Annotated in this window: 10 protein-coding genes; 6 read left to right on the top strand and 4 right to left on the bottom strand. The window is 36.6% G+C overall.

Going from position 1 to position 15,078, the window contains the following annotated elements; translation table 11 throughout:
- Positions 1-457 precede the first annotated feature (457 nt).
- A complete protein-coding gene (locus tag A3Q33_RS16955) occupies positions 458-1,267 on the bottom strand; it encodes a winged helix-turn-helix domain-containing protein (RefSeq protein WP_081180974.1) in 810 nt (269 codons plus the stop codon).
- Between the two features lie 576 nt (positions 1,268-1,843).
- On the opposite strand from A3Q33_RS16955, the gene A3Q33_RS16950 reads away from it, so the two are divergent.
- The 4 genes from A3Q33_RS16950 (at position 1,844) to A3Q33_RS16935 (ending at position 5,430) form a co-directional block, all read left to right on the top strand.
- Positions 1,844-3,754: a dentin sialophosphoprotein gene (locus A3Q33_RS16950; RefSeq protein ID WP_081180973.1), complete on the top strand. Its 1,911-nt coding sequence runs from the start codon at positions 1,844-1,846 to the stop codon at positions 3,752-3,754.
- 87 nt (positions 3,755-3,841) lie between these two features.
- A complete protein-coding gene (locus tag A3Q33_RS16945) occupies positions 3,842-4,204 on the top strand; it encodes a hypothetical protein (protein ID WP_081180972.1) in 363 nt (120 codons plus the stop codon).
- 11 nt (positions 4,205-4,215) lie between these two features.
- On the top strand, positions 4,216-4,908 hold the full coding sequence (locus tag A3Q33_RS16940) for a C39 family peptidase (RefSeq protein ID WP_081180971.1): 693 nt from the start codon (positions 4,216-4,218) through the stop codon (positions 4,906-4,908).
- Positions 4,909-4,929: 21 nt separating this feature from the next.
- Entirely contained in the window at positions 4,930-5,430 is a 501-nt protein-coding gene (locus A3Q33_RS16935; RefSeq protein ID WP_081180970.1) for a hypothetical protein, read from the top strand.
- 52 nt (positions 5,431-5,482) lie between these two features.
- Here the strand turns inward: A3Q33_RS16935 and A3Q33_RS16930 are convergent, their stop codons facing one another.
- The 3 genes from A3Q33_RS16930 to putP form a co-directional block, all read right to left on the bottom strand.
- Complete coding sequence (locus tag A3Q33_RS16930; protein WP_081180969.1) at positions 5,483-6,766, bottom strand: transporter family protein; 1,284 nt, start codon at positions 6,764-6,766, stop codon at positions 5,483-5,485.
- Between the two features lie 597 nt (positions 6,767-7,363).
- A complete protein-coding gene (gene putA, locus A3Q33_RS16925) occupies positions 7,364-11,200 on the bottom strand; it encodes a bifunctional proline dehydrogenase/L-glutamate gamma-semialdehyde dehydrogenase PutA (protein WP_081180968.1) in 3,837 nt (1,278 codons plus the stop codon).
- 128 nt (positions 11,201-11,328) lie between these two features.
- Positions 11,329-12,831, bottom strand: coding sequence for a sodium/proline symporter PutP (gene putP, locus A3Q33_RS16920; protein ID WP_155866798.1), 1,503 nt, complete (start codon positions 12,829-12,831; stop codon positions 11,329-11,331).
- A 397-nt stretch (positions 12,832-13,228) separates the two neighbouring features.
- Between putP and A3Q33_RS16915 the strand changes: the two genes are divergently transcribed.
- Together A3Q33_RS16915 and A3Q33_RS16910 are read left to right on the top strand one after the other, a co-directional pair.
- The gene (locus A3Q33_RS16915; RefSeq protein WP_196797985.1) at positions 13,229-13,726 is read left to right on the top strand and encodes an RNA polymerase sigma factor; all 498 of its coding nucleotides are present in this window, start codon (positions 13,229-13,231) and stop codon (positions 13,724-13,726) included.
- A complete protein-coding gene (locus A3Q33_RS16910; protein WP_081180966.1) occupies positions 13,723-14,757 on the top strand; it encodes a FecR family protein in 1,035 nt (344 codons plus the stop codon). The genes A3Q33_RS16915 and A3Q33_RS16910 overlap by 4 nt, the downstream gene beginning before the upstream one ends.
- Positions 14,758-15,078 lie beyond the last annotated feature (321 nt).

Genomic DNA, 15,078 nt, shown 5'->3' with positions numbered 1-15,078 from the left:
GAGTAAAAGTAGATATACACATTTTCAATCACCATTTACGTTAAATAAACATAAAGTTATATATTATTATAAACGTACTATTTAGGTTATGTTGACTTTGAGTAGCGTTAAAGGCTTTTTAAGCTCTACTCAAGTTTTTGTCCTACTTATCACCGTTGGTTTTATCAACCGTACTTTATCTTTTTATAAAATACGGTTGATAATATAACTGAACTAGATAATTAATATTTTCTGACAGTGAATATTACAATTTTCAGATGATATAAAGATATAGCGCTAGGATATTTTAATCCAATAAAATTAGGCGTTTGATGTAATGACTTTATCTAAATAAACAGAGCTAGCCCATTATTAATGAGCTATATCTTTCGTCCAGAATTACAAACTTAATATTTCAGAAGTAAAAAAGATTATTATATCGAGTATATTAAAGTGAAATAAACGGTAGGCGAAACATTTAGATATGAAATTTATAACCAACGCCTTTAATCGTTATGATCCAACAGGGATTACTTGGGTCAAGTTCAACCTTCTTTCTCAATAAATGCATGTATTGATAAAGATCCGATTTGTTTGCACGTTTTCTATCCGGCCATAAGTGAGTGATCAGCTTTTCGTTTGTGCATACGCGTTCAGGATCTTCAGAAAGCAGCTTAAAAAGTTTAAACTCCTTAGCTGTTAGATCTAAGTTTTTTCCATTTAAATAAATGTTTTGACAATCTTTGTCTATTTCAAAAGGGCCTAACGATTCGAGAACTGAATCTAAATTAGGTAAGCTAGCGGTGCCATTAAGTGGTTTTGATGAATAAGCATTAATGGTACCTAATAATTTACGACGACCAGCGCCTAATCGACGATTATAATTCCTTCTTTCATCAAAAAAATGCGTAAAATCGTTCATATACTTATTAATATAATCATCTAGTCTTTCAATAAAAGTTTTGTCTTTATAATAACTTATCCAAGATAACATACGGTACAAAGGCATTCTATTCAGATTATGTATGGCACAAATAGGAGTAGAATATTTATTATGGATCTTTCTTAATGATTCCAAATGTTCTTCCATTACAGAAGACGTTAGATCACGCAGATCAAAAATAATGAGTTTAAAGTTTGGATTATCACCGTTATTAAGCAGAGGCTTAGCGCTAGAGATACAATTGAGAGTAAAATGATTAGCAACACAGTAGCCCGTTAATAAGCCAATAATAAAACTATCATTTGAAATTATGAGCAAACTATTTTTAGGCTGGAAACATGTCATATTCAAATCCTTTGATAATATTAACTGACATCATCGTCATAGAGAGTTCACAGGAAAGCATAATTCATAGTTATTGCACTTAAAGCTATTGCACTTAAAAATTAAGCAATACCTATACCTAAAATAATTTTTAACATTAATACAATAGCTTAATTTACCCACTTAATATCACCATTAACAATGCAAGTATAAAGTGTAAAAAAAGCTGACAGTAAAAACAGCCACAAACACAACCAACTCTTCTGCCTTAACTGCTGCCTTAACTCCTAACGGCTGTTCCATTTTATATCATCATTTAAAAAATCAGGTGTTGAGATCATTTATTAAGCCTTTTTAAGTCTTTTTTGATGTGCTTTTAATGGAATTTTAAGTTGGGCATCTACTACTATTCATTGTGAATACAAAGCAGCTGCATTCAGATATATGTTAACGCAAATGTCGGTTAACGCTTTTTATACATGCATACACGCTTTATATGGACGTTAAAGGTGTATCTATTCTTCTTATATAAATTAAAGGCTTAGGTGTTTTAATTAGATTAATAGTTACTAAATAATTTTTAGTGGAGTATACAATATGAAATATTTTAACAAAAACATACTAGCAGTCAGTATTGCCCTAATACTGAGTTCGACAGCCACTTTAGCAATGGATAATAATGTGGACAATGGCTCAGCAGCTGCAAATGAAACTTCTACTGCAACTACCGAGAACTCTGGTAATAACAACTCAGATAACAGTGATAATTCTGATAACACTAATAACTCAGATAACAGTGCTGCTGACAACGACGACAACAGCAACAATTCTGACAACAGTGATAATTCTGATAACACTAATAACTCAGATAACAGCACTGCTGATAACGATGACAACAGCAACAATTCTGACAACAGTGATAATTCTGATAACACCAATAACTCGGATAACAGTGCTGCTGACAACGATGACAACAGCAACAACTCTGATAACAGTGATAATTCGGATAATTCGGATAACTCAGATAACACCAACAACTCAGATAATAGTACCGCTGACAACGACGACAACAGCAACAACTCAGACAATAGTACCGCTGATAACGACGACAACAGTAATAACTCCGATAACAGTGATAACTCTGATAATACCAATAATTCAGATAACAGCACTGCGGACAACGACGATAACAGCAATAACTCTGATAACAGTGATAATTCTGATAGTTCGGATAACTCAGATAATACTAATAATTCGGATAACAGCAACAATTCCGATAACAGCACCGCGGACAACGACGACAACAGTAACAACTCCGACAACAGCACCGCTGATAACGACGACAACAGTAACAACTCTGATAACAGTAACAATTCCGACAACAGCGATAATTCTGATAGTTCGGATAACTCAGATAATACCAATAACTCGGATAACAGCACTGCTGACAACGACGACAACAGCAACAATTCGGACAACAGCAATAACTCCGATAACAGTACCGCTGACAACGACGACAACAGCAACAATTCTGATAACAGTGATAATTCTGATAGTTCGGATAACTCAGATAATACTAATAACTCGGATAACAGCAACAATTCCGACAACAGTACAGCTGACAACGACGACAACAGTAACAATTCGGACAACAGCAATAACTCCGATAACAGTACCGCTGATAACGACGACAACAGCAATAACTCCGATAACAGCACTGCTGATAACGACGATAACAGTAATAATTCTGATAACAGTAACAACTCAGATAATAGCGATAACTCCGACAATTCGGATAATTCAGATAACACCAATAACTCAGATAACAGCAACAACTCTGATAACAGTGATAATTCTGATAACAGTGATAATTCTGACAATACTGATAACTCGGATAATAGCATGGCGAATGCCAGTGGTATGGGGTCTGCCATTGCCACCAATGGTAGTACGGTTAATCTAGATCACAGTGATAATAGTGACAACTCGGATAATTCGGATAATTCGGATAACTCTGACAATAGCATGGCTAATGCCAGTGGTATGGGGTCTGCTGTAGCCACTAATGGTAGTACTGTTAATGTAGATAACAGTGATAATAGTGATAACTCAGATAACAGTGACAACAGTTTTGCTGATGCAAGTGATCACTCAGCTTCAGCCAATAATGGCAGTACTGCCAATGTTGATAACAGTGACAATAGTGACAATAGTGACAATAGCGATAACAGTTCAGCATGGGCTGATGGATGGGGAACATCTTCAGCAAATAATGGCGGTACCGCTACTACAACCTATAGTGTTAATGAATCTATATTAATGGGAACAGTAACTGAGAATACCTTGGCATATAACTTCGATGGTGCTTCTACAATAGCAACTAGTAACAATATGACAAATACCTTTAATGGTAGTGCTGGTATTAACCAAAATGTGCAAAACCTTGGTGCTAATGCTTTAACGCAACAACAAATATCACTACAAGGGAATGTTAATGTAAATCAATAATGATGTGGACATCATTTAGGTTTATATGACGTTATGTTAAAAAGTTGCTGACAATATTGTCAGCAACTTTCTATAAGGATAAGTGCTATGAAAAACCTATATCAAAGTATTCATCTATTATTATTGTTTAGCTTGTTAATGATAATAAGTAACAAAACCTCTGCCGAAGATGTTGTTGTAGATGTTGTGATTCTTGATGTTGCACCTGTAATGCTTGAAGAATTGGATCAAATACGCGGCCTTGGTGGAGTCGTCGATGTTACTAGCCATGCCGACTTAGGAGCCGTTCTTACCAACAATGATGCTAGCAACAGTGTCACAGGTTATAACATCATAGATCAAGGCTCATTTAATGACGCAAGCGGTATATTTTCAATCATCCAAAATACGGGGAATAATGTCATCATTCAAGACTCGACTATCATTACTATTACAATATCTCCAGATTAAAGGTAAACATGATGCGTAGCATAATTACTGTAATTTTGTCGCTAATACTACTAATGCCTCCCGCACAGGCTGGCACCGTTAATTTGGGTGGTGGTTTCAGTGGCGGCGATTTTTCAATAAATGTCTCAAGTATAACGGAGTTACGCTTCAAAACGATATATAAGCAACAGTACGACTTTAGTTGTGGCTCTGCCACTTTAGCAAGTTTATTGTCTTTTCATTATGATGATGTTGTAGATGAACTCATGGTTTTTAAAGACATGTATAGCAATGGTGATCAACCCAAAATACAACAGAATGGCTTTTCATTATTAGATATGAAACATTATTTATCACGTAGAGGTTATAACTCTAATGGGTTTAAAATTAGTTTAAACCAGCTTGCAAAAGCTGAAATTCCGGCCATAACTATTATTAATAATAAAGGTTATATGCACTTTGTTATTATTAAAGGCATTGATGAAAACGAAGTGTTAATTGGTGACCCTGCTGTTGGCATTAAAGTTTATAGCAGATCAAAATTTGAAGAAGTGTGGAATAATAGAATTTTGTTTGTTATTCAGGACAAAAAGGATATTGCATCTAATCATTACCAATCTCAAGCTGAATGGAGACTCAGAGTAAAGAGCCATTTGGTACATGCTGTAGATCATTCTAGTTTAGCATTATTTAATATGCTTCAACCTTCAGCAATTGATTTTTGATTTTCATTAAAGGAAATATACATGAATATGACTTCAGTCTTGCTTTTAAAAACCCTTCTCATAATAGTGACATTTACCGTCATTATGATTCCAGGTAAAGTTTCAGCGGCAAGTAGCGTCGATGTAACTGGCGATGGAATTTATGTGCAAACTGTAGACTCAGACAAATGGTCTAAAGTATCAGACTCTCAATTAGCTTATTCGCGTGGTGGGTTTATATTACCTAATGGTGTAATTGTTAATATCAGTTTTGAAAAACGCATATTTCAAAATGGTGAAGAAATCGCAAGTTCTTATTTTAAAACACCAAATAGTCGTAATATAGTGCAAAATGGAAAATTGAATGTACCCGGGTTATCTAGTTCCCTATTCCAGTCAATTATTCAAAATGATCTTGACAACCAAACACTACAAACCATCAATAACATCAACATTGATATTAAGAACTTAAATAATATCAATTTAACGCCCAATAATAATCAATTTTATAATTTGCACTCAATATGCACTCATTGCCTATAGCCACAAGCCACTAGGTTAATGTTAACTTATTTATATAAAAGGTATTAAAGATTTAAAACACCATCGGAACCCTGAAGTTTAATCTAACATCGGGTGCATCATCTGTAACACCAATATTGAGTGATAAGTTAATATTGGTTTGTTGAGAATAATTGAATGAAAAACCAATAACCAATTGCCCAATATCAAGTTCACTACCATCAATTTTAACGTCATCAATTTTAGATTTTAATACATGTTTATGTGAGTAACTTAAGCTCATAGAAGTGCGTTCATTTAACGACAATCCTAAGCCAAAGCTTAATCCTATACTATCCCCTGGATTGACTCGGCCTACATCTTCATCTGTGCCTAAATTATTACCATAGCTTATATTCCCAAAAAGTACGCCTGGATCTGTTGGATAAATAGCAGTTAAGCTAGGTTGAACACTGAAGTATCCTGAACCTGTTGGTAACTCTGTAGGAAAAACAGCGCCAGGCGTTGATTCAACATAATCAACATCGAATGGACTTGTACCGGTAGGCACCGTAGCAACTAGATTAAAAACATAAATTGCTCCGCCATCTATCCCAGAATTAAGTTGGTAACGTGTTGACAGCTCTATATCACCTATATCACTACCACTTGCTGTAAATATTTCATCTTCACTAACGCCGACACTTACCGGACGAGAGCGCTGACTATCATTACGGCCAACATAAGAAAGTTTGAGGTCGACTTCCCATCGGTCAGTCAAACCATATCGAGTACCAAGACTACCAATAACGGTATGGCGTTTTATTTCTCTAAGGTCGATTAAACCCACCACTAATGCAGGAAGAAAAGAATACGCATCTAGAAATACACGGTTAGTATCTGTATACGAATAGCCTATTCTTGGCTCTACTATTAAAGTACCTGCCTTTGTAAGCACACCGCTAATATTAGTACTTAATTTAGGTATGGCAGATACATCAATACGTGTTGAGGTTTTAGGTGGAGCTTTGCCTACAGGCTGATTAACGACTTTGGGATTGGCTTTGTTATTTTTCTTGGTAACTTTATTTTTTGATGGTTGACGGGCAGTATTGGTATTTTTTTGATCTTTTTTAGCATTTTTATTTTGATTTTGAATCAAACGTTTTAAATTTTCAATTTCTTCTCCTTGTTTAATGAGTATTTTATGTTGTCGTTCTAATTCAAGTTGATACTTTGTTTTGTCTGATACCTGCGGTTCAGTAATTTGCTGAGCATAACTGTAATGAGTAGTAGATATCCACAAGGTTGACATAAGTACAAACAAGTTATATCGCTTTGCACTAGGCAGGTTTAAGTGATTGTTAGTTTTTTTCATAAGTTTCCCTTCTATGAAAACATTCAATTATTTCAGCCAATCGTTGAGGTTTACAAATATATTTATTAACTGAAAGTCATATTTCAGACTTATAAAGTAATAAATATAAGCTTATATGGTAAACGTTGAAATGCAAATTTAGCAGGTAGGTAATACTTGAGGAATGACTTAAGAAATTAGTTGAGCATCTTTTTCTATCAGCAGCTTTATGATTACATCAACTAATAGTTTGAACTAATGACTAAATTTTATGACTACATTAGATAGTTAAAATACATTATAAAATAAGGTTTGAAAATTAAAGAGCAAATAAAACAAAGACTCATGTGAATTAAATGTCTTATATAACGCCCCCTCCTATTTAGCGCTACCCTAAATACTTAACTAAAAATACCACTGCTGATAATAATGAATACATAGTCACACGAGGAAGATATACATTGAAAGGAAAGTGCGTTCAAGTGGTATAAGAAGCCCAACAGCATGATTGGGAGGTTTACAAATCCCCTGTTTTAATTAAGCAATAATGTCAAAATATTTTAAAAAGAGAGCATCTTAAGATGCTCCCTTTGGCTTTATCTACTATTAAATAAAACGTTAATCTTCTTCAACTAAAGTCATTAATGACGTGTTACCACCTGAAGCGGTTGTATCAATACTGACGGTTTTTTCAGTTAATAAACGTTGGATCAAATTATCAAAATATTCAGAACTGATCACTGGCAATATTGCACCTTGACGTTCCGCTAATTTTTCACTGATATAATGTTTACGATCACAGTTACTATCAACAACCACACCCGCTAATGCAGGGTGCGATAACATGGTTGATAAGTGACGTAAGCGGGCCACTTGAAATACCCCTGCATCGGCGCCGGTTGAAAGAAACTTATCTCTAAAGGCGATGGCTTCATCATAGTACAAGTCTGATACAACACTTATCACGGTATTACCCGTCGCTAAAGCCGTTACAATAGAAAGTACCCAGAAGTGAAAGCTCACATTTTTATCCGCAAAACAGATAATATTGCCGCGGTTTTCCAAATACAAAATATTAGACTCACCCGTTGGCCCAGGTAAGAATGTTGGCTTTTTCATGCGTTTTTCAATATTGATTAATTGTGCACGCGCTGATTTTAAGGTGCGGTTTAAATCGTCGGCTAAATCTTCAACAATATCAACATGGGCAATTTTTGCTAACAGTTGACGAACACAAGAAATACGGTTGTTAAGTTCGGTTAAACGCCATGCTTTTTCAGCCGCATTGGCTTTATCCATAAACAATACTGATTCTGCATCTGATTTTGCATCACCGTCTAGCGCTTCTACTTGTGAAGGCAATAAGTTAAATTGCTCAGCATCAGGTGTGGCTTTTTCTATCACTAAACGGGATAAATAATTTGGCCCACCGGCTTTTGGCCCAGTACCTGAAAGGCCTCGACCACCAAAAGGTTGCACGCCAACAATGGCACCAATCATGTTGCGGTTAATATATACGTTACCTGCACGAGACAATTTAGCGAGCTCGAACGCACGGTGTTCAATACGCGTATGAATACCCATAGTTAAGCCAAAACCTGTGCCATTAATTTTATCAACAACAGACTCTATGTCATTGCCTTTAAAGCGAACAACATGCACACATGGACCAAAAACCTCTTTCTTTAATACACTAATGTCGTCAATTTCATAAAGACGTGGCGCAAAAAAGAAATGTTCGTTTGCAGCAATGTTGTTGGTAATTTCATCGCCAATAGGGCATTGGTACAACAGCTTGCCATGGTCTTTCATGTAATCACTGTGAGCATTAAGAGCAGACAGTGCTTTTTGGTCAATTACCGGACCAATGTCGGTGCTTAAGTATTCTGGGTTACCGACATGTAACTCTGCTAAAGCGCCTTTGAGCATAGTAATAACATCATCCGCGATATCTTCTTGTAAGAATAAAACACGAAGCGCAGAGCAGCGTTGACCGGCTGATTGAAAACCTGAAGAAATCACATCGTCAACCACTTGCTCTGGCAAGGCGGTCGAATCCACTATCATACAGTTTTGGCCGCCCGTTTCAGCAATAAGAGGTACTTGGTCGCCACCTCTGTCTGCTAAAGTTTGCGAAATAATGGTGCCCGTTTCAGTCGAACCCGTAAACATCACAGTTTGAATGCGCGCATCAGGAATAATAACGCTACCGACTTCGCTACCACGAGCAATCACCGCTTGTACTACGCCCTCTGGTAAGCCGACATATTTCATTAATTCAATGGTGCGCAGCGCAATTAAGCTGGTTTGCTCAGCAGGTTTAGCCAATACGGTATTACCGGTGGCAATAGCCGCGGCAACTTGACCTAAGAATATCGCTAAAGGGAAGTTCCATGGGCTGATACACAGCACAACACCACGCGCTTCTACGCGTTCGTCGGCCGCAATTTCAAGTGCTTGCTCGGCGTAGTAACGACAAAAATCAACCGCTTCACGCACTTCATCAATACCGTCTTGGGCAATTTTACCGGCTTCTTTAATACATAAAGCGATTAGCTCGTCAGTATGACGTTCCAGAATATCAGCAACACGACACAACAACGCGGCGCGCTCAGCTACCGGGGTTTGTGACCATGAAGTAAAGGCGGTTTGCGCCGTCTCTATCATCGCGAGCATGTCATCTTTACTATGGTGATGATGAAAGCCAATAATCTCTTTGTGATTTGCTGGGTTCATCACAGCGACAGCACCCGCAGGTAAGTCGTTACTCTTGATTTCGTTTGCTTCAAACCAATTATCTAATGAAACTTTTAACGGGGTAATAACATTAATATCCGTTAAGTCTAAGCCTTTAGAGTTATCACGGCCTAAGCCTTTTTTATCATGATATAAGGCAATAGGCTTGATGATTTGCTGGTTATATTTATCTTTTAAACGTTGAGTTTTTTCAACCGGATCTTCTAATAAAGACTCAACCGGCTGCGACTCATCAACGATAGCGTTAACAAAAGAAGAGTTTGCGCCATTTTCTAATAAACGACGTACCAAATACGCTAATAAGTCTTCATGATGACCCACTGGCGCGTAAATACGACATTGTATACTTTCCAATGACACAATTTGGTCGTACAACGAATCGCCCATACCGTGTAGACATTGGAATTCGAAACCTTCTTTATCATCACCGGCTAATTCAACAATCGTTGCGGCTGTGTAGGCATTATGGGTGGCAAACTGTGGGTAGATAGAATCTCTGTATTCTAATAATTTATTCGCACAGGCGTGATAAGACACGTCGGTAGAAGACTTACGGGTGAAAACAGGGAAATGCTGAAGGCCATCTTTTTGAGCATTTTTGATTTCGGTATCCCAATAAGCGCCTTTAACTAAACGCACCATCATTTTACGGTTCACACGTAAGGTTAATTCACGTAACCAATCGACCACAAAAATAGCGCGTTTTTGATACGCTTGTAAGGCGATACCAAAACCATCCCAACCGGCTAAGTCGCCATCACTAAATACCGCTTCAATAATATCAAGCGATATATCTAAACGTTCAGACTCTTCGGCATCAACCGTTAAACCAATGTTATAGCTTTTGGCTTGCAAGCAAAGTGCTTTAAGTTTTGGCACAATTTCAGCCATCACGCGTGCTTGGTGAGTAAACTCATAACGCGGGTGAATAGCAGAAAGCTTCACCGAAATACCCGGCACGCGGCGTGGGTCGTTTTTACCTGAAGCCCGTGCGACTTTACCAATGGTCTCTATTGCATCTTGATACGCTTTTAAATAACGGTTAGCGTCGTCCATGGTGCGCGCGCCTTCACCGAGCATGTCATAAGAGTAAACATAACCCTTTTGCTCTTTATCCGCTGCACGTTCTGTTGCCGCTACAATGGTTTCGCCCATCACGAACTGCTTGCCCATAATTTTCATGGCATAGTTCATAGATTTACGAATAACCGGCTCGCCTAAACGACCGATAGTTTTTTTCAATAAACCAAAGCTGTCTTGTTTGCGTTTATCGGCATAATTCACCATAGCGCCGGTAATTAACAAGCCCCACGATGAAGCATTAACAAACAGTGATTCGCTGCTGCCTAAATGCGTGCTCCACTGACCTTGAGAAATTTTGTCACGAATAAGTACATCTTGGGTATGCTTGTCTGGCACACGCAGCAAAGCTTCGGCCAAGCACATCAAGACCACGCCTTCTTCACTTGAGAGTGAATATTCGTTTAGCAAGGCGTCTATCGCACCGTTACCTGACTGGTCATTGCGAATTTTTAACACCATTTTACGCGCTCTTTCCCAAGCACGACTTCGGGCGCTGACGTTCACTTCAGCAAGGGGTAAAATATGATCTACCGCTGTATTCTCATCAATACGGTAGAATTCACGAATTTTTTGACGAGTTGGGCAATCTGAGACAAACGAACCATTAAAAAGCATATGCTTTTCCTCAAAATATTATTAAGTATAATTGGATTTATTGTACTATTACCCTAACAGGTCAAACTTAGTGGTTAGATCTGTTAGGGGTTGTAATGTTTTAAAAAAAAATTCAGTAAGTCTTAAAATTAAACATGATGCGTTAACATTTCATCATGTTTGGCTAAAACCTTTGCATCATCTTGTGGGGCCATTTTAGTGACTATATAGATAACGCTTGAACATAGAATAAAGCCTGGTACTAATTCATACATGACTGAACTTAATGATTGACCATTAATAGTGATAGGTACGTAAATCCACAACAATACCGTTAACGCCCCTGTTATCATGCCGGCTAAAGCGGCATTTCTCGTCATTTCTTTCCAAAATAAACTACCAATAACGACAGGACCAAAAGCAGCCCCAAAACCTGCCCAAGCATTACTGACTAATGATAAAATAGATGAGTTGCGATCGTAAGCTAGATAAATTGCCACCAAAGCAACTAAAAATACTGCGATTCGTCCTACTAGCACTTGTTGCTTCTCACTAGCGTCTCGATGCAAAAATGTTTTGTAAAAATCTTCAGTTAATGAGCTTGATGTAACCAATAGCTGAGAAGAAATAGTACTCATAATGGCCGCTAATATTGCGGCTAATAAAAAGCCTGCAATTAATGGACTAAATAATATTTGAGATAAAACAATAAAAATAGTCTCAGCATCATCAAGTTGTAATCCTGTTTTAGCAACATATGCAATACCAGCAAAGCCTGTTGCCATTGCGCCAATAATAGAAACGATCATCCAACTCATTCCTATTCGACGAGCTGCTGGTATGTCTTTAATGCTACGTATCGCCATAAAACGTACAATAATATGCGGTTGACCAAAATAACCTAGCCCCCAAGCCAGCGCAGAAATAATACCGATTAAGCTAACACCACTAAAAACATCTAATAATGCAGGGTTTATGGCACTAATACTGGTATGAAGTTCTGATATGCCACCCACTTCACCAATAGCGACTATAGGCACTAATACTAATGCTACAAACATAATACAACCTTGAACGAAATCGGTTAAGCTCACCGCTAAAAAACCACCAAAGAGCGTATACGCAACAACGACACCCGCAGTAACATACAAGCCTACTTCATAATTTATACCGAAAGAACTTTCAAATAGTTTGCCTCCAGCAACAATACCGCTTGAAGTATAAAGTGTGAAAAACACCACAATAACAACCGATGAAACTACTCTTAACATACGTGATTTATCATTAAATCTATTTTCAAAAAAATCAGGTAAGGTTATAGAGTCATTGGCCACCTCGGTATAAGTTCTAAGACGAGGAGCAACAATAAGGTAATTTAAAAAGGCACCAACGACTAAGCCAATAGCAATCCATAAACTACTCACACCGGAAATATACATAGCGCCAGGTAAGCCCATTAACATCCAACCACTCATATCAGATGCCCCAGCAGAAAGTGCTGCAACACTAGGACTTAAGCTCCTACCGCCAAGCATATAACCTGCCACATCACTGGTTGACTTACGATACGCATATAAACCAATACCGAGCATTGCAGTAAAATAAAGACCTAAAGAAAAAAGAGTTTCAAATTCCAAAATAATTTCCACCATTATATTTTTTGTTGATTGTGCGAGTAAATTAATTCTCCGATACCGTTAAAGAGTTTGTTAAAGCGTTAATCCATAACTTTTTATTAAGAAATTCATAAACATTATTTATCATCAGAGAAATCATTTAACTTAATGGTGTTTAGTATCAATTAAATCCATTAATTCAATTAGTAAAAAAGATAAGTAAAGCAAATTAATACGGTTATAATTCATACGAGTTGTGACGAAAATGATGTTATCTTATCTTTTCTCTAAAATTTTTATGGATTACACGGCGAACCGACTCTTTAGTTAAAGCGCGTATTAACGGAAACATTAAATGCTAACAAACAAGCAATCAAATAATAGGGTTTTAACAGCTTTCCAGTCGTGTAGGGATGGTTTAGTGCGCTCTATAATGAAGATGAGTGTAGAACAGCAAGATGTGGATGATATTTTACAGGAAACCTTTATTAGAGTTTTAGACTCTGACGCTAAACAAGAAATTAAATCCCCTAAAGGATATTTATTTGTTGTTTCAAGAAACTTAGTGCTGAAAAAGTTAATGCAACAATCAAAAGAAATACATACAGAATTAGATGATGCACTAACAGAAGATGACGACGAGAATACGGTTGAAAAAGACTTATATCAAAAGCTAAAATTTGAGCGTTTTAATAAAGTATTAAGTTCATTACCAGAAAAACATCGCCGCGCAATACTATTAAGAAAGCTCTATTGTTTAAGTCATAAGGAAATAGCAAAGAAAATGGATGTATCAGTAAGTTCTATTGAAAAGTACATTGCCCAAGGGTTAAAACAATGCAAACAGTCACTTTGTGCTCAAGGATATGAAGTTGATGATCTCAAACTGCCGGTACACCTGAATCAATCAAGCGAAGAGCAAACAAAATGAATAATAATAAAGTAATTCCACTTCGTACCTTAAATACGATTGATGACGAAGCGTCTATTTGGTTAGTTAGACTAGACAATGGCAATTTATCTGATCAATCAAGAAAAGAGTTGAAGACTTGGTTATCAGCAGATAAAAGACACCCAGTAGCATTAAAAGCTATGGCCGATGTCTGGGATGATATGGATGAGATACTGATGATTATTGATAATAAAGATTCATCAGTAAAGCTTTCTATATGGCCGATATTACAACCAATTGTTAAGCCAGTTATGTTGGCAGCAAGTATAAGTTTTATAGCGCTTTTGCTTTGGGTAGGAATGCCTAATGACGTACAAAAAAGTTCATATGCTACCTTAATTGGTCAGCAAATGGATGCAACATTTGATGACGGTTCCATTATACATTTAAATACCAATACACACATTGAAACTGAGTTTAGTGACAATAAACGCATTATTAAATTAGTCAAAGGTGAGGCTTTATTTGAAGTTGCACATGATCCTAACCGCCCATTTATTGTTTATGCTGGTGATCGCCTGGTACAAGCTATCGGCACAAAGTTTGTTGTACATTTACAATCCGAAGATATTCAAGTTACGGTTACTGACGGCAAAGTTAAAATGTCAAAAGTGGCACTCAATACAACGTTAACTGATATTAACGACTTGAATGATGAAACGATTCATAAAGATGATGTTTATATTACTAAAGGTGAAAAAGTCGTCGTAACTAACGATCAATCACCTACGCTTACGCACTTTAAAGCAGAGAATATGGATCGAGAACTTTCATGGCTTAATGGAAAATTAATTTTTGTTAATGAAAAATTATCTGATGTTATTGAAGAAATTAATCGCTATGTAGAAATTGAGATAGTGTTAAACGACCCTGCTCTGCACAAAACTCTAATCAGTGGGCGCTTTGATCTTAAAGACAGTGAAGCATTAATAGAAGCAATAGAACTTTCATTTAATATGAAGTCTGAGCGCCTTGGTGAAAATAAAGTATTACTCACTAAAAAAATATAATGGCTTAATTTACAAAATTAACTTTACAAAAATTAACGCTAGATACCAAAGAATTGATTTTAGTTATGTCTTGAGGTTTTATTATTGAAGATGAATGATAAAACCTCGCCCCCTTCTGAAACCCTCGTTATCAGCCCTGTTATTACCTATGTTATTGAAAATAAAAATTAACAATAAAGCGGTAAGAAAGCATGAAATATACCTTTTCAAAAATTAATTTAAGAAAAAACAAATTTTCTTTACGGTTTTATAAACAATCTAACTCTTTAGTGTAAGTTGCAAAATATTTAATCAAAAAGCAGCCGAGATAGATAACTATAA

Origin of the sequence: Colwellia sp. PAMC 21821, assembly GCF_002077175.1 — a bacterium.
In the GTDB taxonomy this organism is placed as follows: domain Bacteria; phylum Pseudomonadota; class Gammaproteobacteria; order Enterobacterales; family Alteromonadaceae; genus Cognaticolwellia.
Note: the sequence above shows the minus strand (reverse complement) of the source record. Positions and strands in the feature narration are given on the sequence as shown.

Excerpts from the sequence above, each read along its gene's own strand:
- A3Q33_RS16930 (WP_081180969.1), bottom strand. The coding sequence starts at position 6,766 with ATGAAAAAAACTAACAATCACTTAAACCTGCCTAGTGCAAAGCGATAT.
- A3Q33_RS16915 (WP_196797985.1), top strand. The coding sequence starts at position 13,229 with ATGAAGATGAGTGTAGAACAGCAAGATGTGGATGATATTTTACAGGAA.
- A3Q33_RS16950 (WP_081180973.1), top strand. The coding sequence starts at position 1,844 with ATGAAATATTTTAACAAAAACATACTAGCAGTCAGTATTGCCCTAATA.
- A3Q33_RS16955 (WP_081180974.1), bottom strand. The coding sequence starts at position 1,267 with ATGACATGTTTCCAGCCTAAAAATAGTTTGCTCATAATTTCAAATGAT.
- A3Q33_RS16945 (WP_081180972.1), top strand. The coding sequence starts at position 3,842 with ATGAAAAACCTATATCAAAGTATTCATCTATTATTATTGTTTAGCTTG.
- A3Q33_RS16935 (WP_081180970.1), top strand. The coding sequence starts at position 4,930 with ATGAATATGACTTCAGTCTTGCTTTTAAAAACCCTTCTCATAATAGTG.
- putP (WP_155866798.1), bottom strand. The coding sequence starts at position 12,831 with ATGGTGGAAATTATTTTGGAATTTGAAACTCTTTTTTCTTTAGGTCTT.
- putA (WP_081180968.1), bottom strand. The coding sequence starts at position 11,200 with ATGCTTTTTAATGGTTCGTTTGTCTCAGATTGCCCAACTCGTCAAAAA.
- A3Q33_RS16940 (WP_081180971.1), top strand. The coding sequence starts at position 4,216 with ATGCGTAGCATAATTACTGTAATTTTGTCGCTAATACTACTAATGCCT.
- A3Q33_RS16910 (WP_081180966.1), top strand. The coding sequence starts at position 13,723 with ATGAATAATAATAAAGTAATTCCACTTCGTACCTTAAATACGATTGAT.